Annotated in this window: 17 protein-coding genes and 2 pseudogenes; 12 read left to right on the forward strand and 7 right to left on the reverse strand. The window is 61.5% G+C overall.

The window, feature by feature from the left end; translation table 11 throughout:
* The 7 genes from PCA31118_RS08335 to PCA31118_RS08365 all read left to right on the forward strand — a co-directional run bounded on the left by PCA31118_RS08335 (position 1) and on the right by PCA31118_RS08365 (position 8,894).
* A complete protein-coding gene (locus PCA31118_RS08335) occupies positions 1-939 on the forward strand; it encodes a LysR family transcriptional regulator (protein WP_150624737.1) in 939 nt (312 codons plus the stop codon).
* A 99-nt stretch (positions 940-1,038) separates the two neighbouring features.
* Positions 1,039-2,967 (forward strand): ATP-dependent nuclease, encoded by a 1,929-nt coding sequence (locus PCA31118_RS08340; protein WP_150624739.1) that lies wholly within the window; start codon positions 1,039-1,041, stop codon positions 2,965-2,967.
* Positions 2,968-3,397: 430 nt separating this feature from the next.
* Complete coding sequence (locus tag PCA31118_RS08345) at positions 3,398-3,907, forward strand: sigma-70 family RNA polymerase sigma factor (RefSeq protein WP_150624741.1); 510 nt, start codon at positions 3,398-3,400, stop codon at positions 3,905-3,907.
* Between the two features lie 5 nt (positions 3,908-3,912).
* On the forward strand, positions 3,913-4,944 hold the full coding sequence (locus tag PCA31118_RS08350) for a DUF4880 domain-containing protein (protein WP_174990387.1): 1,032 nt from the start codon (positions 3,913-3,915) through the stop codon (positions 4,942-4,944).
* Between the two features lie 125 nt (positions 4,945-5,069).
* On the forward strand, positions 5,070-7,712 hold the full coding sequence (locus PCA31118_RS08355; RefSeq protein ID WP_150624745.1) for a TonB-dependent siderophore receptor: 2,643 nt from the start codon (positions 5,070-5,072) through the stop codon (positions 7,710-7,712).
* 78 nt (positions 7,713-7,790) lie between these two features.
* Positions 7,791-8,471: a Fe2+-dependent dioxygenase gene (locus PCA31118_RS08360; protein WP_150624747.1), complete on the forward strand. Its 681-nt coding sequence runs from the start codon at positions 7,791-7,793 to the stop codon at positions 8,469-8,471.
* 189 nt (positions 8,472-8,660) lie between these two features.
* Complete coding sequence (locus PCA31118_RS08365) at positions 8,661-8,894, forward strand: hypothetical protein (protein WP_150624749.1); 234 nt, start codon at positions 8,661-8,663, stop codon at positions 8,892-8,894.
* Here the strand turns inward: PCA31118_RS08365 and PCA31118_RS08370 are convergent.
* The 5 genes and pseudogenes from PCA31118_RS08370 to PCA31118_RS08390 form a co-directional block, all read right to left on the reverse strand.
* Positions 8,891-9,332, reverse strand: a pseudogene (locus PCA31118_RS08370) (integrase core domain-containing protein); the annotation flags it as partial. The gene PCA31118_RS08365 and the pseudogene PCA31118_RS08370 sit on opposite strands and share 4 nt — an antisense overlap.
* Positions 9,333-9,712: 380 nt before the next feature.
* Positions 9,713-10,030 (reverse strand): hypothetical protein, encoded by a 318-nt coding sequence (locus PCA31118_RS08375; protein WP_150624753.1) that lies wholly within the window; start codon positions 10,028-10,030, stop codon positions 9,713-9,715.
* Positions 10,031-10,052: 22 nt separating this feature from the next.
* Positions 10,053-11,219, reverse strand: coding sequence for a porin (locus PCA31118_RS08380; RefSeq protein ID WP_150624755.1), 1,167 nt, complete (start codon positions 11,217-11,219; stop codon positions 10,053-10,055).
* 193 nt (positions 11,220-11,412) lie between these two features.
* Positions 11,413-12,813: a sulfatase-like hydrolase/transferase gene (locus tag PCA31118_RS08385; protein WP_174990390.1), complete on the reverse strand. Its 1,401-nt coding sequence runs from the start codon at positions 12,811-12,813 to the stop codon at positions 11,413-11,415.
* A 301-nt stretch (positions 12,814-13,114) separates the two neighbouring features.
* Complete coding sequence (locus PCA31118_RS08390; protein WP_246190135.1) at positions 13,115-14,323, reverse strand: LysR family transcriptional regulator; 1,209 nt, start codon at positions 14,321-14,323, stop codon at positions 13,115-13,117.
* Positions 14,324-14,794: 471 nt separating this feature from the next.
* Between PCA31118_RS08390 and PCA31118_RS08395 the strand changes: the two genes are divergently transcribed.
* Positions 14,795-16,396, forward strand: coding sequence for a carboxylesterase/lipase family protein (locus tag PCA31118_RS08395; RefSeq protein ID WP_150624761.1), 1,602 nt, complete (start codon positions 14,795-14,797; stop codon positions 16,394-16,396).
* 481 nt (positions 16,397-16,877) lie between these two features.
* Here PCA31118_RS08395 and PCA31118_RS08400 read toward each other — a convergent pair.
* Both PCA31118_RS08400 and PCA31118_RS08405 read right to left on the reverse strand, forming a co-directional pair.
* A pseudogene (locus tag PCA31118_RS08400) lies at positions 16,878-17,837 on the reverse strand (YifB family Mg chelatase-like AAA ATPase); the annotation flags it as partial.
* A 429-nt stretch (positions 17,838-18,266) separates the two neighbouring features.
* Positions 18,267-18,515, reverse strand: coding sequence for an accessory factor UbiK family protein (locus PCA31118_RS08405; protein ID WP_150624765.1), 249 nt, complete (start codon positions 18,513-18,515; stop codon positions 18,267-18,269).
* 395 nt (positions 18,516-18,910) lie between these two features.
* On the opposite strand from PCA31118_RS08405, the gene PCA31118_RS08410 reads away from it, so the two are divergent.
* From PCA31118_RS08410 to gshA, 4 genes are all read left to right on the forward strand, one after another.
* The gene (locus tag PCA31118_RS08410) at positions 18,911-19,756 is read left to right on the forward strand and encodes a TorF family putative porin (RefSeq protein ID WP_150624767.1); all 846 of its coding nucleotides are present in this window, start codon (positions 18,911-18,913) and stop codon (positions 19,754-19,756) included.
* 13 nt (positions 19,757-19,769) lie between these two features.
* A complete protein-coding gene (locus tag PCA31118_RS08415) occupies positions 19,770-20,108 on the forward strand; it encodes a P-II family nitrogen regulator (protein ID WP_010804740.1) in 339 nt (112 codons plus the stop codon).
* Positions 20,109-20,193: 85 nt separating this feature from the next.
* On the forward strand, positions 20,194-21,672 hold the full coding sequence (gene amt, locus PCA31118_RS08420) for an ammonium transporter (protein WP_246190168.1): 1,479 nt from the start codon (positions 20,194-20,196) through the stop codon (positions 21,670-21,672).
* Positions 21,673-21,978: 306 nt separating this feature from the next.
* Positions 21,979-23,268, forward strand: a complete 1,290-nt coding sequence (gshA, locus tag PCA31118_RS08425; RefSeq protein ID WP_150624771.1) for a glutamate--cysteine ligase — start codon at positions 21,979-21,981, stop codon at positions 23,266-23,268.
* Positions 23,269-23,579: the final 311 nt, after the last annotated feature.

A 23,579-nucleotide genomic window follows, 5' to 3' on the forward strand; every position in this document is an offset into this window, starting at 1 on the left:
ATGACGCGTGAGCTCCTTGATTCGAATCTGATTCGTATTCTTCATACCCTGTTGATGGAGCGTAGTGTCTCGCGCACTGCGCGGATGCTGGGGCAAACGCAACCGGCCGTGAGCGTCGCGCTGCGAAAGCTGCGATCGATCACGGGAGATACGTTGCTAATTCGGAATGGGAACGGAATGGTTCCAACCGAACACGGACTAGCGTTGCTTGCTGCGGCCGAGCAAGCACTGGACGGCATCAACAGAATCCTGGAGCCGAACACGAATTTTGACCCGGCGAAGACTCGGAGGACGTTCCGCATTGGGTCTCCCGACTATCTGGACGTTTTCTTTGTGCCGTCGGTGATAGAACGCTTCCAAGCGGAAGCGCCCAATGCTGTTCTTGAAATCCGGAATTTGACAGGCCATGGGGGATATGAACAAGGTCTTGTCGAGGGTGATCTAGATCATGTCATCGGAAACTGGCCGACGCCCCCTGAGAATCTGCACCTAAGGACGCTGTGCACAGACGAGTTGGTGTGTTTGGTGCGCGAGGATCACCCAATCGGTATTGGCAGATTAAGTCCGGAAACCTACGCGTGCGCCCACCATTTGTCTGCTGTAACTAGAGAGCTGCCGGGGCAGGACACAATTGATACGGAGCTGAGTCGGTCTGGCTTAACTCGTCGTGTGACGGCGAAGATCCCGTACTTCGGAATGGCCCCCTACGTCCTGCTGCGGTCCGATTTGATTTTCACAACCACTCGGGCGTTCGCGAGTCACTATGCGAACTTCCTGCCCCTGCGGCTGGAGCCGTTCCCCGCCGACTCGAGAGAACTTCGCTATTACCAGCTTTGGCATGAGCGGAATCACAAGGATGAAGGCGCCAAATGGTTGCGACGCGTGGTGGCTTCGGTTGCGGATAGTATTTTCGGGAGCTCTACCAAAGCTCAAGCGTAAGGGCTCATCCTGAGGTTTGTCGAATGGACATAACCATAGTGTGCCAACGTAATTCTTCAGATAATTCCAACAACAAGAAAGCCACATACCGGGGGCGTCATGCGTATCGAGTCTGTTCGAATCAAGAATCTGAGGACCATCAAAGACGCGGTCGTCGACATCGACCAGTACAACTGCTTTGTCGGTCCGAACGGCGCAGGAAAATCAACCTTCCTGTTTGCGCTTAACGTCTTTTTTCGAGAGACCGACGGTGTGGCCACGGATGTCACTTACCTGTCGGCCGAAGATTTTCATCGCAAAGACACCTCTGAGCCGATCGAAATCACCGTCACGTTCTGCGACTTGAGTGACGACGCAAAGCAGGAATTCAAAGATTATTTTCGGCAAGATCGTCTGATTGTTACCGCCAAAGCTACCTTCGACCCAATAGCCGGTCGGGCCGAGGTTCGGCAGCTTGGCGAGCGACTCGGCATGGCTCAGTTCATGCACTTCTTTAAGCGCCAAGGCGACAAAGCAAAGGCCGACGAACTGAAACAGATTTACGCGACCCTACAAGCCGAATTCAAATTGCCCAAGGCAAGCAGCGTAGGCGCGATGGCCGAGGAGTTGCAAAGTTACGAGGCGAACGTACCTGAACAATGTGTTCTCATTCCGAGCGAAGACCAGTTCTATGGTGTTAGCAAGGGTGCGAACCGACTGCAGAAATATGTGCAGTGGGTCTACATCCCAGCGGTCAAGGACGCTACTGCGGAACAGTCCGAAGGCAAGACTACCGCACTAGGCCGGCTACTTGCGCGGACAGTCCGCTCCAAGGTGAATTTCACCGAGCGGCTGAACGCCGTTGCGCAGCAGGCACGCGACGAATATCAAAAGCTCCTCGACGAGAGCCAAGGGGCGCTTGAGGGTATCTCGGGTTCGCTCCAGACGCGGCTAATGCAGTGGGCGCACCCGGACACAAGCCTGCGCGTCAGTTGGCAGCAGGACCTGGACAAATCCGTCAAGGTCGACGAGCCGTTCGCAAAAATCATCGCCGGTGAGGGTACGTTCGAAGGCGACATAGCTCGCTTTGGACACGGCTTTCAGCGCTCATTCCTGCTCGCCCTATTGCAGGAGCTCGCAACGCAAGGCGAGACCACCGAGCCGCGCCTGATCCTTGGTTGTGAAGAGCCGGAGCTGTATCAACATCCGCCTCAGGCGCGACACCTTGCAAGCGTCCTAAATAGTCTTGCGGCGGCTGGCTCGCAGGTACTGGTGACGACGCATAGTCCGCTGTTTGTCTCTGGAGAGTCATTCGAAAGCGTGCGCCTCGTGCGACGGCACTCAGAGTCGAAAGCCTCTTACACGACGCGCCCCTCTCCGGCGAAAATAGGCGAGGAATATGCACGTCTCACCGGCGAACCTCCTGTTGCGCCTCGCGGAAGTCTCGCTAGGATTGCCCAGATACTGCAGCCTACGCTCACCGAGATTTTCTTCGCGCAACGGCTCATCCTAGTCGAAGGTATCGAGGATGTCGCCTACATTCATGCGTGGATGTCCCTGACCGACAGGATGCAGGAGTTTCGGAAAGGTGGCTGTCACATCGTACCGGTCGATAATAAGAGCCATCTGCTTCGGCCAGCAATCATTGCTCGACAGTTAGAGATCCCGGTTTTTCTGGTCTTCGATGGTGACGGCGACTGTGACGAAAAATACAAGCCTCATCATGTGAAGGACAACACAGCGCTCCTAAAGATGCTGGGGGGCGACGACAAGAATCCGATTCCTACGGAGACAGTGTGGGGCGCGGACTACACTATGTGGCACACAAATCTCGGCGAGACCGTTGACTCCGAACTGACCGCCGTCTTAGGCGCTGAGGGATTTGAACGCATCAGGACACAAGCACATTTGTCCTATGGCAATGCGAAAGGCTTGCATAAGAATCCGCTGCTTATCGGCGCTAAGCTAGCCTTCGCTCTGGATGAAGGTGCTGACTCGAAGTCGCTTAGCCAGCTTTGCGACAAAATACTTGCGTTCGGAACGCATTGATCTGGATCTGGCGTGCACATCAAATTGTGCTTCGGCATGTTGCGCGTCCGGGCGTGTCATCCCGCTGCCAGGCATAGTTGAGCCGCCGGTCTACGACACTCAAGGATCGCAGTCGTAGAACTACATCAGCGTCCGTAAATGCTGAGGACCAAGCGTTCGTCCTTTACGATTAGATGACCGGTTACTGGGTGTAGCCGACGCTTGAACGTCCGAGAGACGCCGCGTGTTAGCGGTGGCTTTTGGCTGTCCGCCGACTGCGCCTTCCCGATCATTTCCTGCCCTCGCCGCAGCTTGACGGCGGCCGTCATTCTCCGGAATGCAGATTGCACAGACATCCTGATTCGTATATATTGCAAATAATTCTCATTAACATCACGCTTCACTGGCACGCGGCATACGCGCGGAAAGTGGCGGGCGCAGCAAGGACACCGTGGATTCCAGCGAGACAGAACTCCGTCAACATGTCGCAGGCTTGTACACCGAGCATTACGGCTGGCTGACGGGCTGGATTCGCCGCAAGCTGGGCGATGCGGGGGTTGCCGCCGATCTGGCGCAGGACACCTTCGTCAACGTGCTGAGTGCCGGCACGGCCACGCAGATTCAGGCGCCGCGGCCGTTCCTGGCCACTGTCGCCAAACACATCCTGTCCCATTACCACCGCCGTCAGGCGCTCGAAGCCAGTTATCTCGACTGGCTCGCCGGGCTGCCGGAAGCCTTCTCCCCCGCCCCGGAAGAACGCCTTGTCGCGCTGCAAACACTGGCGCTGATCGACCGCGCCCTCGACGGTCTGCCGCCGAAGGCCCGTGAGGCGTTCCTGCTGGCGCACCTGGGTGAAATGAAATACGCCGACATCGCCCGCCAACTCGGCGTGTCGCTGGCGTCCGTGAAGCTGTACATGCTGCGCGCCAACCGGCAATGCCTGCAGGTCATGCTCGACTGATGCCGATGCCCGCACGCGCTCCCCAACTCGCGCCCACCAACGCCAGCGCACCACCCCCGATCGACACGGCCCTCGACGCGGCCGTCGAATGGATGACGTTGCTGATGTCGGGCGACGCCACGACCGAAGAGCGTCTGCGCTGGGAAAGCTGGCGGCAGGCGTCGCCGCACCATGCCGCAGCATGGGCGCGCGTGGAAAGCGTATTCGGCCGCATGAAGTCGCTCGAGGCCAAAGCGGCATATCAGGCGCTGTCGCCCTACGGTGCCTCGGCCGTGCAACGCCAGCGCCGTCGGCGCGCCATCCTCAAGGCAATGGTGCTTGGCGGCACAGCGCTCGGCATCGGGGGTATCGCCACGCGCAGCGACGTCGTGCTGGCAGTCGCGGCCGACTTCAGCACGGCCAAGGGTGAAACGCGCAACGTCACGCTGGCCGACGGCACCCGCCTCATGCTCGATACCGAGACCGCGATCGCCGTACGCTATCGCGCCGAGCAGCGCGTGGTAACACTGCTGCGCGGCCAGCTCCGAGTGCAGACGCAGCCCTTCACGCAGCGTGACGCCGCGGCAGCACCGTTCGTCCTGAGTTCGGAGCAAGGCGACATCCGTGCCGTCGACGCCGACTTCGTTGCGCGCCTGCACGATCGTTATGCGTCGTGCGCCGTCGAGCGCAGCACAGTCGACATCGTGCCTGCCGACGACAGTGCGCACGTGCGCCACCTCGACGCCGGCCAGCAGACGTGCTTCACGCGCGCCAGCGTCGACGAACCCTCTGCGTCGAAAGACAGCATGCTCGCGTGGCTCCACGGACAGATCGTGGCCGACAACATGCGACTCGCCGACTTCGCGGCCGAGCTCAACCGCTATCGTCCGGGCGTCATTCGCGTGGCGCCGGCCGTGGCCGACCTGCGGCTCTCGGGCGTCTATCCAGTGGCCGATACGGAGCGCGTCATTGCATCGGCCGCCCGCACCTTGCACGTACATGTGCGTCGCTGGACCCGCTACTGGGTGATGTTCGAGCGTTCGCCGACCGCAGGCTGACCCGCTCGCCTCGGCAAATTGCGCCGGTTGGCAAATTATTTCGCGCTTCCACTAGCCTTTTTCCGTTCTCGCGGTTCCTACCTGGTGAAGACCAAAACATCCACTCTTTCACAGGTGAGGAAGCTATGCCACGCAGCCCCCGAAGCGGTGCTCGTTCGAGCCGCACGGTTATCAAGACACACGTAGACGTCAAACCCGCCCGTCACGCCGTCACGCTGGCCGTCTCGGCCGCGCTGTGCACGACGGCGCTGTACGCGGCCCTGCCCTCGACGGCCCACGCCCAGACGGCGCAGGTAGCCGCCCAAGGCGCGACGCAAACGTACGGCATTCCCGCCGGGCCGCTGGCCCCCGCGCTGCATCGCTGGGCGAGTGCATCGAATGCACTGCTGTCGTTCACGCCCGACCAGACCAACGGCAAGACGACGGCCGGCGTGTCCGGCAAGCTCAGTGCCGACGAGGCACTCAAGGCCTTGCTGGCGGGCTCCGGCCTGCGCGCAGTGCGCTGGCCCGATGGCAGCTACGGCCTGCAGGCGGCCGAGCCCGCGGTGGCCCAATCGGCCGGTGGCGGCTCGGCGGTGGCTGTCCTGCCGACCACCAACGTCACGGACGATCCGCTCGCCGCAGGCAACCTGCTGCACGCGCAGACCAACCTCGCCCGCATGTCCGGCACGGTGCATGAACTACCGCAAGTGGTCAGCGTCGTGCCGCAGGAGATGATGCAGCAGCAACAGGTCACCACGCTGGAGCAGGCGCTGCGCAATGTGCCGGGCATCACGGTGGCCATCGGTGAAGCGAACGGCGGCGCCAACGGCGACCAGTTCCGCATTCGAGGCTCGACGGCCAAGAACGACGCCTACCTCGACGGCTTGCGCGACTTCGGCGTCTACGTGCGCGACACGTTCAACACCGAGCAGGTCGACGTGATCAAGGGCCCGTCGTCGGAGAACTTCGGCATGGGCTCGAACGGTGGCGCCATCAACAGCGAGACCAAGCTGGCACACCTGGGCGAGGCCGCCGCTGCGGAAGCCATGGTCGGCAACGGCCCGATGAACCGCCAGACGGTTGACCTCAACCATCAGTTGACCGACACCACTGCCCTGCGTCTGAACGCGATGCGACAGGACCAGACGATCGTCGACCGCGACAACGTGAAGTCGGACCGCTGGGGCCTGGCGCTGTCGTTCGCCGCCGGCCTTGGCACCGACACCAACTGGTACATGAACTACATGCACCAGACCAACGACCGCACGCCCGACTATGGCCAGCCGCTGATCGGCCGTACCGCCACGTCGGTGCGCGAACCGGTGGCCTCGGCGTACGGCGTCGATCGCTCGAACTACTACGGCAAGGACACCGACCGCGACTACTCGACGGCCGACATCTTCACGTCGCTGTTCAAGCACAAGTTCAACGAAGACACGTCGATCAGCAACGACACGCGCTTCGGCTATTACGAACGCATGTTCAGCGCGACCACGGCGACGTGCGACCAGACCTGCGCCAACAGTTTCCTGACGTCGGGCGACGGCACCGTCATCCTCGGCTCCGGCGGCGGTCCGCGCTACTTCCAGCGCTCGACCGGCGCGCAGAACATCACCACCCTCAAGAGCGCCTTCGACACGGCGTTCCTGAAGCATGACGTGCGCCTGGGCCTCGACCTGTCGTACCAGACCGATCACCGTCAGGCCTACGCGTACATGAAGCCCGACATGTCGGGCACCACGACGAAGGTTCCCGGCACGCTGAACAGCCCGAACAACTCGTCGAGCAACTACATCGTCGCGATCGATCCGAACGGCACCAGCGACGTGCGCGATTCGACGCTGACCGACGTGGCCCTGTTTGCCAGCGATCGCGTGCACTTCGCGCCGCAATGGTCGGTACTCGGCTCGGTGCGCTGGGACTACTATTCGCAGACCTCGCGCCTGTCGACGCTCAGTACCGGCAGCCAGACGTCCAACGTCAACACCAGCTCGAACTTCTTCAGCCCGAAGCTGAGCCTGATCTGGGAGCCGAACAACGCGCAGTCGTACTACCTGTCGTACGGGTGGGCCTCGACCACGCCGTGGGCCGGTTCGATCACGGCCGATGCGAACCCGCTGGGCGTGAACAGCGTGACGACAGCCAGTGACAATCTGCGCAACCTGTCGCCGGAAAAGACCAAGACGCTCGAACTGGGCGGCAAGGTGGATCTGGCCAACGGTCGCGTGGGCCTGTCGGGAGCGGTGTTCCATACGGAGAAGAACAACTCCTACTATGACGACGGATCGGGCAACCTGACCGCGACCGGCAACAAGGAGCGCTACTACGGTATCGAACTCGGCCTGAGCGGCACCATCCTGCCGCACTGGACGGCGTATGTCGGCTACACGTGGCTGCATAGCGAGATCGTCGATGCCGCCACCAAGACCAACATCGGCAATCCGGTGCAAGGCGCCGCGCGCAACTCCGCCACGCTGTGGACCACCTACGACCTGACGCCGCAATGGTCGAAGGTGCTGCCGGGTCGCTTCATGGTCGGGGGTGGCGTGACGTATCGCGACAGCATGTATATTCGCGACGACATGATGGCGAAGGTCCCGTACAGCCTGTCGTTCGATGCGATGCTGGCGTGGGAGTACAAGAACGTGCGCGTCGCGCTCAACGGCTACAACCTGGCGAACCGCATCAACTATGACAACTACTTCGCTGGCGAGAACGCCAACACGGCACGGGCCATCCCGTCTGCCGGTCGCACCTTCATCCTGAGCACGCGCATCTCGATGTAAGCTGCGCCAATGCGTCCGTGCCCGGCGTGCCTGCCGGGCCGGATGCCCCAAGTCCCTGTCGTCAAACCGAGTGCCCCCATGATCGTCACCATTCCCAATGTCCTGAACGCAGAAGAAGTGGCCCGCTGCCGCGAAGCGCTGGCACAGGCCGCCTGGGTCGACGGCAAGGAGAGCGCCGGGGAGCAGGCGCGCGACGTCAAGCGCAACGTGCAGATCCGCATCAACTCGCAGACCTACGAAGCGCTTGGCGACATGATCTTGCACGCGCTCGGGCGCAACGCGCTGTTCAACTCTGTGGCGATTCCGCTGCGGGTTCGCTCGCCGATGTTCAACCGCTACGACGTGGGCATGAGCTACGGCGCGCACGTGGACGGCGCCATTCACACGGTGCCCGGCGCACCGCGCATGCGTGCCGACCTGTCGTCGACGCTGTTTCTCTGCGGCCCGGATGAATACGACGGCGGCGAGCTCGTGATACAGCGCCTGCACAGCACGGAGACGTACAAGCTCAACGCAGGCGACCTGCTCGTCTATCCGACCGATACGATCCACAGCGTCAGCCCGGTCACGCGCGGCGCCCGACTGGCGGCCTTCTTCTGGACCCAGTCGACCGTGCGCTCGCATGAACAGCGCGCGATCCTGCACGAACTCGACATGGCAATCGTGCAAATTCGCCAGGAGCTTCCCGACACGCATCCGGCCGTGCTGTCGCTCACCAACGTCTATCACAACCAGTTGCGGCTGCACGCCGACTGCTGAGCCCTACGGGGCTCGCGACGCGCCGCCCCCCCATCCCCGTCTTGCATCCCGCAGGTTTATTTCGTCCGGCCGGTAGACAAACCGCCGGCGAGATTCGGTTTACCTGTTGGCGCCGTCGCTCACGATCGACGGCCACAGGCAACTCCATTTGCAAGCCCGGCCGCCTCATGCATGGCGCCGGGGATCGGGATGACAATGACTTACGTATCGAAACGCCGCGCGCCGTCGCGTCAGACGCTGCTGCGCAGCGGCATGCTGGTGAGCGCCATCTGCCTCGCCGTGACGTCGGTCATGGCCGAATCCGCCGACCTCGACGCCGCCGCAGCACCGGCCAGTGCCGCCACCGCCACTACCGCCGACGACACCGCCCAAAGCAAGACGGTAATGCCCCCGTTTTCCACAGTCGGCAGAAGTAGAAACTAAGCTGCCATGGCCAGCCGCTGCTTCGGGGTATAGCCGCCCAATGCCATATTTGGGCGCTCGTGATTGTAAGTCCACATCCAGTCGGCCGCTGCCTGCCGAGCCTGCTCCAGGTCTTCCCACAAATATTGCGAGAGCCATTCGTATCGGGCGGTCCGATTGAACCGTTCGATGTACGCGCTCTGTTGCGGCTTGCCCGGCTCAATGTATTCCAGCCGTATACCTAGCTTCTGCGTCCGAGTCATGATGGCTGTGCTCAGATATTGTGGGCCGTTGTCACAACGAATTACCTTCGGCTTGCCACGCCACTCCATGTGCTGCTTCAGCGTGCGAATAATCCACCTCAATGCCCAGCGCCTCGCGGTTGAAATCATCAATCACGTTCAGCGTCCGGATGCTGCGCCCGTCAACGAGCTGGTCATGCATGAAGTCCATTGACCACACGGGGATGCGGACAAAATCTTGGACTACCTGGAGGTAGTTCATGTACACATACGAAGAGCGCGGATGCCAGCTTCTGGCCGTCAGTAGCTGTCGGCGCACCTGTCGTTTCTGCCTCTAAACGGACATTCTCCGTTGTCGTGCGGATGTCCGCTTCGGGGCGGGATGCGCCAATCGCAACGGGCAGATACGGCCAGAAGCGGACCTTCAATGTACGGGATGCTATTCGTGGGCGATTTCGCGCTGACAGGTGCCGCGCCTATTGCCTCGGACAGAAGCGCCGGCGTCACGGCCGCGGCCCTCAGAAAGCTTCGTCGGCCGGTGTTCGTCGCGGCCTTGACCGATGCGTCGCCGGCAGATGTGTCGGGATGGCGTAACTTTCATGCAATTCTCTTGATCGATGACAGGTGGGGCGCGCCGACCGTGCCGAGACTCGCGAGCGCGAGTTCAACAGCGACGTCCACATCGAAATGGACAATGTGGTGGCCGTCCAGCGCGTTGTGCGGGTAGCACTGAAGGTCGACAAGGTTGCCGCTCTCCACAACGCCGCGCCGAACCGTCGCGGAAATGGCGCAACCGGGTTCCTCGCTCAATGAGTCGAGCCAAGTTTCGATCGGTATGCTCTGATCGCGGTGCGCATTGATGTTGAGAAACACACCGTAGCGGCATCGGGAAAGCAGTTGCGCCAGTTTGGTCATGATGGCGGAGGGATTGTCGGCCTTAGAAGACGTGCTGGATGCCGGACGTCAGCACTAGTTGACGTGTGGTCGTTGACGCCGACATCGAGTAGATCTGCGCTTTCGTCCGGCTGGCCTGTTGCCCTGCCGCCAGTGCATACAGCCACGTCCGCTTGGACAGGAAGTACTCCACGGAAAGCGTCAACTGGTTCCACGCCGGGCGCAGATTGCCCGTACCTGCACCGTTGTAGGCACCAGCGGAGCGAAATACGGCAGCACCGAACTGCCACGTGGCCGACGGTCGCCAGCGGGCGTTCAACTCGTAGTTCTCGATGTGAAAGCCGGTATTGTCCCGATAGTGGTACAGCACCTTGCTATACAAGGCACCGATCGTGACGTCTCCGATGGCATAGGTCCCGCCGGCCATCCAGATCTGCTGCGTATCGATCAACGCCTTCCCGCTGTAGCTGCTGGTGAAACCCGTCTTCGTGAAGTCGTCGGTGACACCGGAGCCCGTCGTGCCGATCGCGCCGGATGCCTGCCCGTCCGGCCGATCTGCCAGAAAGTACGCAGCTGACAGCCGAACCGGGCCGTTCGAATATGACGTGCCCGCGCTCATCATCCGATTGACCGCAAAGCCCGAGCTGCCATTGCCAGTGTTGGCGCTGTTGCTGAAGGCATACGTCGCGCTGGTGACCAGCCCCCGATACGCAACGCTTGTGAACTTCACCGCATTGCTCGACTTGAAGGAGCTGGAAAGGTTATCGGCATTGCCCGCGTGCGCAGAAATGGTGCCGCCCCACTCGGAGGTGCTCGCGATGCCCTGCATGATGGTCGGCAGCGAGTCGAACTGACGACCGATCGTCAGCGAGCCGATGCCTCGTTTTGCGAGACCGACATAGGCGACGTTCCACGCACGACCGGAGCCGGTGCCGGTCTGGATGTTGAAGGGGGCCATCAAGCGAAACACCGCTCGATTGCCGCCCCCCAGGTCTTCGCTGCCGGCAAGAAAGAACCGCGTCGGCGAGAGCTGGCTGGTCGTGGTAGTCCACGCGGAAGCGCCGGCGCTATTGTTCACGTAGAGCACGCCAGCGTTGATCATGCCCCCGAGCGTGACGGTACTTTGCGCGAAGGATGGCCCGCATAGGCCGGCGATGGCAAAACCGAGACAGAGTCGAGCGCTGGGCCCGGCGAGTTGGCGAGATGTCATGAGTGTCTCCGTTTTTCGTTGTCGTGACGCTCGGCGATGTTCGACGCCGGCCCCATCTTTTTTTTGCAGTCAAGCGCTGCATTCGTACCGCCTTTGAGGCAAAGGCGGGCCGTCCCGCGAGATGTCGATTCGCGGGGGCGGTCTTTTCTGGGCGTTAGTTACTCCGCCCGCAGGCACGCGGGGGTGTAACGGGTCAGTATCGGTCGGGCTGCATGCCGCGAGCGCTCTCGGAGAAGCTGGCAATCGGATACGGCAGCATCTGACGATTCCAATGATCGAAGTCGTGCCGCAGCGACTTGAAGATCTCGGGATGAAGGTCCTTGACGTTGGCGCGTTCGTGTTCGTCCGCGGCCAGATCGAACAGGTATTCCTTGCCCGCGAGGAACAGCAGCTTCCAGTTGCCACGAATGACTGCAGCTTGCTGATTCGCCTTGTATCGCCAGAACAGCTCGCGGTCGTACTGAGGCGCGGCACCAAGCATGACCGGCAACACGTTGTCACCGTCGGGGCGCGACGACGGATCCGGCACGCCGCCGGCGGCCGCCAACAGCGTCGGCAGCCAGTCCATCGACATCACCATCTGGCTGGAGCGCGAGCCGGCCTTGATGCGGTCAGGCCAACGCACGAGCAGCGGCACGCGCAGCCCGCCTTCGAGCAGCTCGCCCTTGCGGCCGGTCAACGGCCACACGTCGGAGAAGCGTTCTCCACCGTTGTCGCTCGTAAACACGACAATGGTGTTTTTCGCAGCGCCCGTCTCGTCGAGCGCCCTTAGCACCTTGCCGACGTTTTCGTCAAGCCGCTGCACGATCTTGCCGTACGTCTCGAGGCTGCCGCCGGAGAAGTCTTTGATGTCTTTCATGGTCCGCGAGCGGGCGATATCGTCGGGACCTTCCCACGGCCAGTGCGGCGCATTGAAATGCAGGCTGATCATGAACGGCTTGTCCGAGGCGCCGCGAATGATGCGAACGGTCTCATCGCCGAGAAGGTCCGTCATATAGCCATCGCGCTCGATCGGCTTGTCGTCAGCAAACATGCCCGTGGACGGGCTTGCAGGCTCTGCCGGATTGAATCGATGCGCGAAATAATCGGTGGCGCCGCCCTGGAAGCCGAAGAAGTGGTCGTAGCCGAACTTAAGCGGGCTGTATTTCGGGATCGACCCAAGGTGCCACTTGCCGACCAGGAACGTCTCATAGCCCAACCGCTTCAGTTGTCCCGGCATCGTGGGCGTACCGGCCGGCAAGCCGATATCGGTACCTTCCTTGACAGGCTCTTCGAGACCGATTTCGAAGCGGTCCTGATACCGGCCCGTGACGAGTGCCGTACGCGTGGCCGAACAGACGGCGGAGTTGGCGTAGCCGCGCGTGAACAGCATGCCCTGGCTCGCCAGTCGGTCCAGATTCGGCGTCTTGTAGTCGCGCCGGCCGTAGCAGCTGAGGTCGGCGAAGCCCATATCGTCGGCGAGAATGAAGACGATGTTCGGGCGATCGTTGCGCTGTGTGGCAGCGATTGCCTGCGTGCCGAGCGAGGCGGCCACGCCGGCCGCTCCCACCTTGATCATGAAAGCGCGCCGGCTTTCGTTGGTCTTGTTGCTCATGGTGTCTCTTCCAGTCATTCGGTTATCGGGCACGGCCTCTCGCCCCTGGTCTGCTTCGGGAACGAACGGTACGGTTTCGCGTGCCAGACTGGAAGGGTGGGTTAACCTCTAACGAACCCTGGGTGGGAGCAAAAGAGGGGGCTTGGCGATGGCGATATATTTGCCTCAAGTAATTGTTTTATATGAATCAAATATTCATATCGAATTCGCGGGGGAGAGTGGTGATTCGGCGATGTTGCGCCGCATTGGCATAAGCAATTTCGAACGCGATGAACGAAATTGGCAATGACGATGACGTCGATCAGCGACAGTCTGGCGCCAGACTTCGTACGATACTGATCAATGCCAGCGCGGCGGGCGAATGCGCCGAGTCTGAGCGGAACGTGAAACCAATCTTGCGCTCCAGCGCACCGGCGACCGTTGGCAGCGACACAATGTCGCCGTCCACGACGTCGCGGTGAACGTGGTTTTCAGACAGGAAGGCAATCATATCGGTGTCGAGCAGCAGACTACGCACCACGGCCAGATCGGCAGTCTCCACTGTCGCCACCAACGCCTTCCTGCCATGGCGCCGGAAGTGCTCATCAACGAGTTTGCGCGCGAGAGATTTCTGGCGAGGCAGTATCAGGCCGTAGGCCTGGATTGCGTCCACTGAGCAGGCTTTCCCCTGACGGGCCAATGGATGGCCTTGGCGCACCAGCGCGCACATTGATTCCCTGTAGAGAAGCTCCGTGACCAGACCGACGGAAACGTCGACGTTGGCGATGGCGCCCAGCACGAAATCGATGTCACCCGAGCGAAGTTCGGCGAGCAGGTCGTCATACGGCCGTTCGTCGGTCACCACACGAACGCCACGATGCGTCTGGCTCAGTCGGGCGATGGCTTGCGGCAGAATCCTGGACCTCACAGGCGGAAGTGCGCCGACCGAAACCACACCTCTGACCATCCCCTCCAGCGCGGCCACTTCGTAAGGTATCTGCCGCAGCTCGTTGAGGGCGCGCCGCACACGAAGTTCGAAGGTCTGACCGTACTCCGTGAGCAAGAGCCCGCGCGACGATCGCTCGAACAGCGGGAAACCTGCGCCAGCCTCCAGCGTCCTGACTGCGGCACTGACGGCAGGCTGCGAGATGCCCATGCTTACCGCCGCGCTCTGCATGTTGCGATGCCGGCACAATTCGATGAACAACTGCAAGCGACGGGTGTTCAGCAAGTAGTTGGGAACCACGCCGCGCGACGCTGCTACATGCCGCGATCGCAGAAGTTCGCACCAGACGGCAAATTCTGCAAGCTCACCGAGCACACGCGCGCCGCGTTCGTGGACTGCATTACCTACTGGGGTCGGCAGCATGCCGAAAGACCGACGCTCGAACAGCGTATGGCCGATCGTTGCCTCGAATTCGGTAATCGAGCGTGAGACGGCCGATTGGGCCTTGAACAGCAGATCGGAGGCGGCAGCCACACTCCCCGTGGTCGCCACCGCGGCGAACACCTGCAATTGCGCGAGGCTCATCGAGGTGCTCAGTTCGTCGGGCGTTATCGGCGCTGAGGGCGACATGTTTTCCGTTTGCGAGAGTGGGTTGTTGGATGCCCGGAAAAACGAACGCGCCGGATGACGCAGAGAAGCGTTCCCCCCTGGCGAACCCGATCGTCACAGTTGAAGATCGGATCCTGCATTGCCATTTGCACGCATATCGTTCGATTTTCGTTATGGCCTTGCAGCGACGAACAGCGTCGTCGTCACAGGATAGCCTGTTCGCGATGCCGTCAACGCACTAATGGCGGGGACTAACCGGGAAGCATCGCGTTATGGCGCAATCTGCGCATCACGCCTCGGCGTTCGATCGAGGTTAACCCTTCCTTATCCTGCGCGATTGCATCAGCTACGGTTCGTGTGCCGTGCTGCCTCGGGTTGCCTGGAGCTCCCGAGTCTTCGGACGGCAAGTCGGCACGGTGCCGGACGAACATCATCGAGGAAGAACGTATGAAAATCAGGGCAATGGTCATGATGCTCAGTCTGGTCGCATCGGGGGCCGTCCACGCATCAACCGATCATGCGCGCTCCGACGGCCGCGAGCCGGTGGTCGACACGGACCGGGGCCCGGTGATCGGGGTCGTCGACGGGGGCATTCAGACTTTCAAGGGCATTCCGTATGCACAAGCGCCGGTTGGGGAGTTGCGGTGGCTGCCGCCGCAACCCCATGCGCGCTGGGATACTCCGCTGCATGCGGACCATTTCTCCGCGACATGTGCAACGGGCTACACCCTCGGAGGATTCGGCAAGCTGAGCTCAAGTGAAGACTGTCTGTACCTCAATGTCTTCGTGCCACGAGGGCACGCCGCCAGAGGCCGTCTGCCAGTGATGGTCTGGATCCACGGGGGAGGCCTGGGTACAGGATCGGGGAACGATTACAGTCCGCATCCGGTGGTCGATCACGGGGTGATCCTCGTGACGTTCAATTACCGTCTCGGCACGTTCGGCTACTTTTCGCACCCGGCCATCAACCGCGAGCATCATCCCGGTGTGAACTACGGCACGCTGGACCAGCAAGCCGTATTGAAATGGGTACAACGCAATATTTGGCGCTTCGGGGGCGATAATCGTAACGTCACGATCTTCGGCGAATCCGCTGGGGGGCACAGCGTGCTTGCACAAATGGTGTCGCCCGCCGCGAAAGGGTTGTTTCAACGGGCCATAGTGGAGAGTGGAGCCTATGGGCTTCGCCAGCCGTCGCTGAAAGAGGCGAACGTCTGGGGCAGGAAGATTGCGTCCGATCTTGGTTGCGGCGACGGTGAAGACGATTCGGTAGCATCGTGCCTGCGCAAAGCCTCCACTGAGGCGATATTGCAACACGGTACGAATCGCCTCCCGATCGCACAGGTGTACGTCGATGGAACGATCATCCCGAGCGATTTCATCGACGCGTTTCAGGCGGGGAGATTCCTTCGAGTGCCCGTCATCAACGGCTACAACGAGAACGAGGGCGCATTCTTTGCCGGGTTGGCCGAGCTTCAGCGCAAGCGGCCAATCGCCGAACGCGATACGCGCGAGGCGCTCGTGGGCTCATTTGGCCCGCGCATTGGCGCATCGCTATACAACATCGCAAACTTCCCGCCGGGTGCTACCGACGTGACGCAAAAGTATGCGTCGTTCTTCGGTCGGAGCAAATTCATTTGTTCGTCGATTCTGACCAGCGCCATTCTGTCGAGGTACGTGCCTGTTTACGCCTACGATTTCGCGGACGAGTCCGCACCGCCGTTGCTGGACCAGGCTTCGATTCCTTATGGCGCAGCACACACCAGTGAGTTGCAATATCTGTTCAGTGGTTTTCACGGTGATTCTGGCCATCAAACACCGCTGAATGCTCGGCAGCGCCAGTTGGCCGATCGGATGACGTCGAACTGGACCACGTTCGCACGTAGTGGCTCACCCAACGCGTCGGGTGCGGATCGCTGGAAACGCTTTGACGAGACAAATGAGGAAACGCTGCGATATACCGCAAATGGAGCAACTGCGATACGGGCTGCATCGACTCACTTTCGATGCGATGACGTGGCGAAGGCGCTCGTGCTCCCAAGGTTGTGATGCCATGCAGGCAATGCGCATGCATCGTAGAGCGAGGCGGAAAACTTTGATACTCGCTCCCCGTACTGGGAAAACCACTCATTAGGCCCGCAGCGGAATCAGGCGAAAGTCTGACGGCAGCCGACCCGAAGCGAACAAACACGTGTTGCGCCTCAATGTCCGCCTCTGGTCGAGATGAGACATCGTCCTCGTTGAGGATTACTGGTCAAAAGTTGGACGCTACCGGGCGGCTGATGGCAGCAAGGGCCCACAAGCTCCATAGTTTATTCGTGGAAACTACCAAGTTTCTCGACGTATCTACGAATAAATCATAGTCGGTTTTGATTTTTGGGACTTCGGAGCCAAAGCAGCTGCCCGCGATTTTGTCGCGGAAGGGGGAAGACCTGAAAGTGCGGCTGCAACGCCCCTCCACTATTGGCGGGAGCATTCGTCATTCGTCGCATTTAATTCGACTGAGTCGCATTAATTTCGAAAAATGACAGCCCCCGCCCACCAGCGCTGCCGCCGACGCCGTGTGATGCGGTGCACGAAACGGGCGCCGTCCCCAGTGCCGCATGTCGAAGCCGTGTGCGCTGAGACTGGCGAGCGTTGCGGCCTCGACGGCCTGTGCCTTGCTTAACGGCGGGAGCAATCCGGCAAGTCGTGTGGCGAGCATGGATTTGCCAGTGCCGGGCGGCCCATGGAACAGGATGTGATGCCCGCCTGCCGCCGCAACTTCCAGCGCCCGTTTGGCGTGTTCCTGACCTTTGATGTCGAGCATGTCGGCGATTTCGCCGGCGTGCGGTGCCTGTAGTGTCTCCTGACGTGGCGCGTCAAGGTCTCGCTGGGGTCGCCCCGGAAGTTGCTCCGAGGGATGCGCTGGGTGTGCCCCTTCCTCGGCCACGCCCCGTGGCACCGTCGCGCGCGGTAACGGGGTGGCGACGTCCGGTTCGGCAAGATGCGCGCAAACGTCGAGCAAGGTCTGCGCACCATAGACAGTTGCCTCTTCCACCAGCGCGGCCTCCTGCGCGCTGCTCGCGGGCAACACCAGCGCTCGTGAAGACCGGCTCTGCGCCATCGCGCTCGCCATGGCCAGCCCACCGCGAATCGGGCGCAGCTCGCCCGTGAGCGACAACTCGCCGGCAAACTCGTGCGTGCGCAGTCCCGTCTCCGGCAATTGGCCGCTCGCCGCCAGAATGCCCAGCGCGATCGGCAAGTCGAAGCAACCCGACGCCTTGGGCAAATCCGCCGGGGCGAGATTGATGGTGATACGTCGCGCCGGAAACTCGAACCGGCTATTCTGCAACGCCGAGCGCACGCGCTCGCGGCTCTCCTTGACTTCCGTATCCGGCAGACCCACCAGCGACAGGCCCGGCAAACCGTTCGCCAGATGCACTTCAACCGTGACCGGACGTGCCGCCATTCCGGTGATGGCCCGACTGCTCACCACTGCCAATGACATGTCTTTTCTTCCCTCCTGATCTCATGACGCGCTCGGCGTCTGACGCGATGGAAGATCGTCGCCCCGGCTGATGGCATGGCGCAATGCCTTATCGGCGCAAATGTCGGACACCGGGCAGGATTTCGGACGGATGCCATTGCCCGTTCGGAATGCGCTGCTCGGCGAATAAGAGGATTCCGGGCGGGGTTCGGAAATTCACAAGACATGCGCTACGGGGAAGACGCAACGGAAGATGAGCGAGTGAGGGTGACGACGGGGAGGAGCGAGAGGCGGAAGGGAGGAGGGGGCCGGAGCGAGTGCGCCGAACCAAGGTACGGGAAAGTTGCGACGGCAGCCGCAAACGGCACCGCTTTGCTGACGGACCGGCGGCATTGCCCGCCCAGGCCGGTCCGGATGTAACAAGGGGTGCTTTCGCACCCCTGCAAGTCGTTAGTCTTGCGCTTCGCTGCGCAGGCCTTCGAGTTCGGCCACGCGCTTCTCTAGCGCCTCGAGTTTCTCGCGCGTGCGGGCGAGCACCTGCGCCTGCACATCGAATTCTTCGCGCGTCACCAAATCGAGCTTGGTGAAACCTTGATTGAGCAGGCTCTTGACGTTGCGCTCGATATCCTTCGCGGGCGATTGCCTGAGCATCTCGCTCACCTTGGCTTGCATGTCTTGCAGGATCTCGTTCGGTTTCATAAGCCTTCCTCTCATTAAAACTTTGCACCGATGTGGTGCTTGCACCTTCAGCGTGCTTCGCCGTGCCGGTCTGACCGGTGCAAGGTGGTGCATTCGGCAGGGACCTGATGGATTGGCGCAACTCTAACACCGTTTTTTGCGCCCAGCCAGCCAAGCCGCCCGGCCAGCGGCCCTCACGCGGGCCCCGGACACCGCGTGCCGGGGTTCGTTGGTGCCGAGATGTCGCATGTCGGCGTCACTTTGCCCGCAATTTTGCCAATTTTTTATCCCGAAATTCGTATCGTGCGCCTCGCAGCGAAAGCGGTCGAAAGACCTGGCACGGGAGTTGCTCTACCCATGTCGGAACTTGCCGCACGCTGTACCAAGACGTCGAACAGTCAACTTAGGGGAAAGTGATGAAAAAAGTGTCAACAGCGGTTTGCAATGCAGTGGCTGGCGCAGTGGTTTTTGGCGCCATGACAGTGTCGACCGGCGCGTTCGCGCAGGCGGCCGCCGATGGCGCCGCACCCGCGGCGGCGCCGACCGAAGCTGCTGCTGCGGCGGCAGAGCCGCTGACGATTACCGCGAACATCGGCCTGTTCTCGGACTATCGCTTCCGCGGTATTTCGCAAACGGCCAAGCGCCCGGCGGTGCAGGGCGGCTTCGATATCGCGCATGAATCCGGTTTGTATGCCGGCGTGTGGGCATCGAACATCAGCTGGATTTCGGATGGGAACTCGCAGGTGAGCGCGCCCATCGAGATGGACTTTTACGGTGGCTGGAAGAAGGAAATCATCCCCGACTGGACCATCGATTTCGGCGGTCTGCAGTACTACTACCCGGGCACCTACCCGTCGGGTGACTTTTACCCGCGTCCGCATACGTTCGAACTGTATGCCGCAGTGGGCTGGAAGACCGTAACGCTGAAGTATTCGCACGCACTGACCCGTCTTTTCGGTCTCGTGAGTCCGGACGGCCAGGATACGTCCAACAGCGGCTATCTCGACCTGACGGGCACCTATGACCTCGGCTTCTGGGGCCTCTCGGCCGTGGGCCACGTGGGTCATCAGTGGGTGCACAACTTCAGCCCCGCAAGCTACACCGACTGGAAGATCGGCCTGACGAAGGATCTGGGCAAGAACTTCAGCGTGTCGGTCTCCTACGTCGATACGAACGCCGACGAGAAGTACTACACCGCCGCGAATTCCGGCAAGGTGCTCTCGAAGGCGACGGTCGTCGTTGGGTTGTCGAAGACATTCTAAGGAGCGACTCATCATGAAGCTGATTACCGCAATTGTGAAACCCTTCAAGCTCGACGAGGTGCGCGAAGCCCTCTCGAACATCGGCGTGGCGGGCATTACGGTGACCGAGGTCAAGGGCTTCGGCCGTCAGAAGGGCCATACCGAGTTGTACCGGGGCGCAGAGTATGTCGTCGACTTTCTGCCGAAGGTGAAGATCGAGGCGGTAATCGGCGATGCCTTGCTCGACCAGGCGATCGACGCCATCGAGCAGGCAGCCCGTACCGGCAAGATCGGCGACGGCAAGATTTTCGTGTCCAACGTCGAGCACGTGGTCCGTATCCGTACTGGAGAGACCGGCGAAGACGCGCTGTAAAGGTCCCACAAAAGAGACAATAATCATGAAAAAACTGCTTGCCAAACTCTTGCTCGCCGCCGCCTTCGCGGGCGTCGTGGGCACCATGGGCCTCGGCTCGAGCGCTGCACTGGCGCAGGACGCCTCTGCGCCTGCGGCCGCTTCGGCCACGGCCGCGCCTGCATCTGCTGCGGCGACCGCAGCGCCCGCTGCCGCACCGGCACCTGCCGCTCAGGCGGCAGCACCGGCCGCGCCTGCCGCGGCAACGCCTGTGCCCCCGAACAAGGGCGACACGGCGTGGCTGCTCACCTGTACCGCATTCGTCATTCTCATGACGCTGCCGGGCCTGGGCCTGTTCTACGGCGGTCTCGTACGCTCGAAGAACATGCTCTCGGTACTGATGCAGTGTTTCATCATCTTCTCGCTGGTGGTCGTGCTCTGGGCCATTTACGGCTATAGCATCGCGTTCACGGAAGGCGGGGCGTTCTTCGGTGGGTTCGATCGCATCTTCCTCAAGGGCATGACGCCGGACTCGGTGGCCGCGACCTTCAGCAAGGGCGTGAATGTCCCCGAGTACGCTTACATGGCGTTCCAGGCCGCTTTCGCTGCCATCACCTGCGCGCTGATCGTCGGTGCCTTTGCAGAACGCGCCCGGTTCTCGGCCGTGCTGCTCTTCACGGTGATCTGGTTCACGTTCTCGTACCTGCCGATGGCGCATATGGTGTGGTTCTGGGCCGGCCCGGATGCCTACGTCGACGCCGCCGCTGCCGACGCTGCCAACGCACACGCCGGCTGGTTGTTCCAGAAGGGGGCGCTCGATTACGCCGGCGGTACGGTGGTGCACATCAACGCGGCGATTGCCGGTCTGGTGGGCTCGTACATGGTCGGCAAGCGCGTGGGTTTCGGCAAGGAAGCGTTCAAGCCGCACTCGCTCACCATGACGATGATCGGCGCCTCGCTGCTCTGGTTCGGCTGGTTCGGCTTTAACGCCGGCTCGGGTCTGGAAGCCAATGGCGGCGCTGCGCTCGCCTTCGTCAACACGCTGTTGGCCACTGCCGCCGCTACGCTGTCCTGGACGGCCGGTGAATGGATCGGCAAGGGCAAGCCGTCGATGCTGGGTGGTGCTTCGGGGGCTGTGGCCGGTCTGGTGGCCGTCACCCCGGCGGCAGGCTTCGTCGGTCCGATGGGCTCGATCGTGCTCGGCCTGCTCGCCGGTGTGATCTGCCTGTGGGGCGTGAACGGTCTGAAGCGCCTGCTCAAGGCGGACGACGCGCTCGACGTGTTCGGAGTGCACGGCGTGGGCGGTATGCTCGGCGCGCTTCTGACGGGCGTGTTCGCTGCCCCGTCGCTTGGCGGCACGGGTATCTACGACTACGTGGCCAATGCCGTTGCGCCGGACTATTCGATCGGCGGGCAGGTCTGGATTCAGTTCCAGGGCGTTGTGACCACGCTCGTGTGGTCCGGTGTGGTCGCCTTCATCGCCTTCAAGATTGCGGACATCGTGCTGGGCTTGCGTGTGCCGGAAGACGAAGAACGCGAAGGCCTGGACATCACCTCGCACGGCGAGTCGGCCTACCACAACTGATCTGACCTCATCGCAAGGTTGAAAGGATTTGCCCCGGCGCAAGCCGGCCTGACAGAAGGAGTCGCTGGTGGTCGGTCGGACAGCCGGCACCGGCATTGCGCGGGCACCCGTTGGGTGCCCGTTTTTTTTCCCAGCGAGAGCGGGCGTGCCCTCTGCGCGCTTGCGATTGGCCGTTTCGTCCCCCATCTCTTCTCACCGCATTGCACCGCGGTTTCCCGGCTGGAGCCCCTTCGTGGGGCATGGCAAACGGCGGGGGCGCCGGGTGGATGCTCTACAATCGATATTCCATCTGGATATGAGAGAAGCATGGTTCCGCATCTCGTCACGGCCCTGAAAGGCCCCTTGCTCGACCTGGAAAAGAAGATTCTCGATGCGACGCCCGCCATCGAGCGCTGGTTCCGGCTCGAGTGGCAGGAACACACACCGCCGTTCTATTGTTCGGTCGACCTGCGAAATGCCGGCTTCAAGCTTGCTCCCGTCGACACCAACCTCTTCCCGGGTGGCTTCAACAATCTGGCGCCGGAGGTCCTGCCGCTCGCCGTGCAGGCGGCGATGGCCGCGATCGAGAAGATCTGCCCCGATGCCAAGAATCTGCTGCTGATTCCCGAACGTCATACGCGTAACTCGTTCTATTTGCAGAACATTGCGCGTCTGTCGACGATCATGCGTCACGCCGGCTTGCATGTGCGACTGGGGAGTCTGTCGGACGACATTACCGAACCGACGACCATCGAGCTGCCCGATGGCCAGCACGTCGTGATCGAACCGCTGGAGCGCACGCCGCGCCGTTTGGGGCTGAAGAACTTCGATCCATGCTCGATTCTGCTCAATAACGATCTGTCGGCCGGCATTCCGCCGATTCTGGAAGGCCTGCACGAGCAGTATCTGCTGCCACCCCTGCACGCCGGCTGGGCCATGCGTCGCAAGAGCCAGCATTTCTCGGCCTACGACGACATCGTCAAGAAGTTCTCGAAGATGATCGACGTCGACCAATGGATGCTCAATCCGTACTTTGCGAAATGCGAGGGCGTCGATTTCGACGAAGGGGTGGGTGAGGAAAAGCTTGCCGACACCGTCGACGCGGTACTCAAGAAGATCAACAAGAAGTATCGCGAGTACGGCATCGCCGAGAAGCCGTTCGTAGTGATCAAGGCCGATGCCGGCACTTACGGCATGGGCGTGATGATGGTGCACGACGCTGCCGAGCTCAAAAACCTGAACCGCCGCGAGCGCACCAAGATGAGCGTGGTGAAGGAAGGGCTCGAAGTGCATGACTTCATCGTGCAGGAAGGCGTCTACACGTTCGAGCGCATCAACGAAGCCGTGGCCGAACCCGTCGTCTACATGATCGATCGCTATGTGGTGGGCGGCTTCTATCGCGTGCACACCGGGCGGGGTACCGACGAGAACCTGAATGCGCCGGGCATGCACTTCGTGCCGCTCGCATTCGAGCACACGGCGCTGCCTGACGTCCACGCCAAGCCGGGGGCGGCGCCGCCCAATCGCTTCTATATGTATGGCGTGGTGGCGCGGCTTGCGCTGCTGGCGGCATCGGTCGAACTCGAGCGCACCGATCCGGATCCGGAAACCTATTGAGCGATATCGGTGCGTGGGCCGTTGCACGCCGAGTGACAGCCCGCTGCTGCCTATGGGTCGCAGCGCCGTATTGAGAAGTTTCTGATTTTGATGTGGGACGCTCTCCGGTCGGCGGCGCTCCCGTGCGCTTCTCTGCCTGAGAAGCGAAAAGAAAAAGACGCCCGGCTGGCCCCCCGACTAGCCGGGCGTCACATTTACCGGCCGCCTCATGCAACGGTCGGAAATCGGGGCTTTCCTGGGCGGTCCCCCCCGCAAACTGGCTCCCTTCGCATCTCCTTCGTCCTTCGGATCGGTGTACTGTGCCGGTCCGT

The organism is Pandoraea captiosa, from assembly GCF_902459775.1.
GTDB classification, from domain to species: Bacteria; Pseudomonadota; Gammaproteobacteria; order Burkholderiales; family Burkholderiaceae; genus Pandoraea; species Pandoraea captiosa.

Coding starts and splice junctions, on each gene's coding strand:
- PCA31118_RS08395 (WP_150624761.1), top strand. CDS start 14,795: ATGAAAATCAGGGCAATGGTCATGATGCTCAGTCTGGTCGCATCGGGG.
- PCA31118_RS08340 (WP_150624739.1), top strand. CDS start 1,039: ATGCGTATCGAGTCTGTTCGAATCAAGAATCTGAGGACCATCAAAGAC.
- gshA (WP_150624771.1), top strand. CDS start 21,979: ATGGTTCCGCATCTCGTCACGGCCCTGAAAGGCCCCTTGCTCGACCTG.
- PCA31118_RS08405 (WP_150624765.1), bottom strand. CDS start 18,515: ATGAAACCGAACGAGATCCTGCAAGACATGCAAGCCAAGGTGAGCGAG.
- PCA31118_RS08360 (WP_150624747.1), top strand. CDS start 7,791: ATGATCGTCACCATTCCCAATGTCCTGAACGCAGAAGAAGTGGCCCGC.
- PCA31118_RS08410 (WP_150624767.1), top strand. CDS start 18,911: ATGAAAAAAGTGTCAACAGCGGTTTGCAATGCAGTGGCTGGCGCAGTG.
- PCA31118_RS08375 (WP_150624753.1), bottom strand. CDS start 10,030: ATGACCAAACTGGCGCAACTGCTTTCCCGATGCCGCTACGGTGTGTTT.
- amt (WP_246190168.1), top strand. CDS start 20,194: ATGGGCCTCGGCTCGAGCGCTGCACTGGCGCAGGACGCCTCTGCGCCT.
- PCA31118_RS08335 (WP_150624737.1), top strand. CDS start 1: ATGACGCGTGAGCTCCTTGATTCGAATCTGATTCGTATTCTTCATACC.
- PCA31118_RS08390 (WP_246190135.1), bottom strand. CDS start 14,323: ATGAGCCTCGCGCAATTGCAGGTGTTCGCCGCGGTGGCGACCACGGGG.
- PCA31118_RS08380 (WP_150624755.1), bottom strand. CDS start 11,219: ATGACATCTCGCCAACTCGCCGGGCCCAGCGCTCGACTCTGTCTCGGT.
- PCA31118_RS08350 (WP_174990387.1), top strand. CDS start 3,913: ATGCCCGCACGCGCTCCCCAACTCGCGCCCACCAACGCCAGCGCACCA.
- PCA31118_RS08365 (WP_150624749.1), top strand. CDS start 8,661: ATGACAATGACTTACGTATCGAAACGCCGCGCGCCGTCGCGTCAGACG.
- PCA31118_RS08415 (WP_010804740.1), top strand. CDS start 19,770: ATGAAGCTGATTACCGCAATTGTGAAACCCTTCAAGCTCGACGAGGTG.
- PCA31118_RS08385 (WP_174990390.1), bottom strand. CDS start 12,813: ATGAGCAACAAGACCAACGAAAGCCGGCGCGCTTTCATGATCAAGGTG.
- PCA31118_RS08355 (WP_150624745.1), top strand. CDS start 5,070: ATGCCACGCAGCCCCCGAAGCGGTGCTCGTTCGAGCCGCACGGTTATC.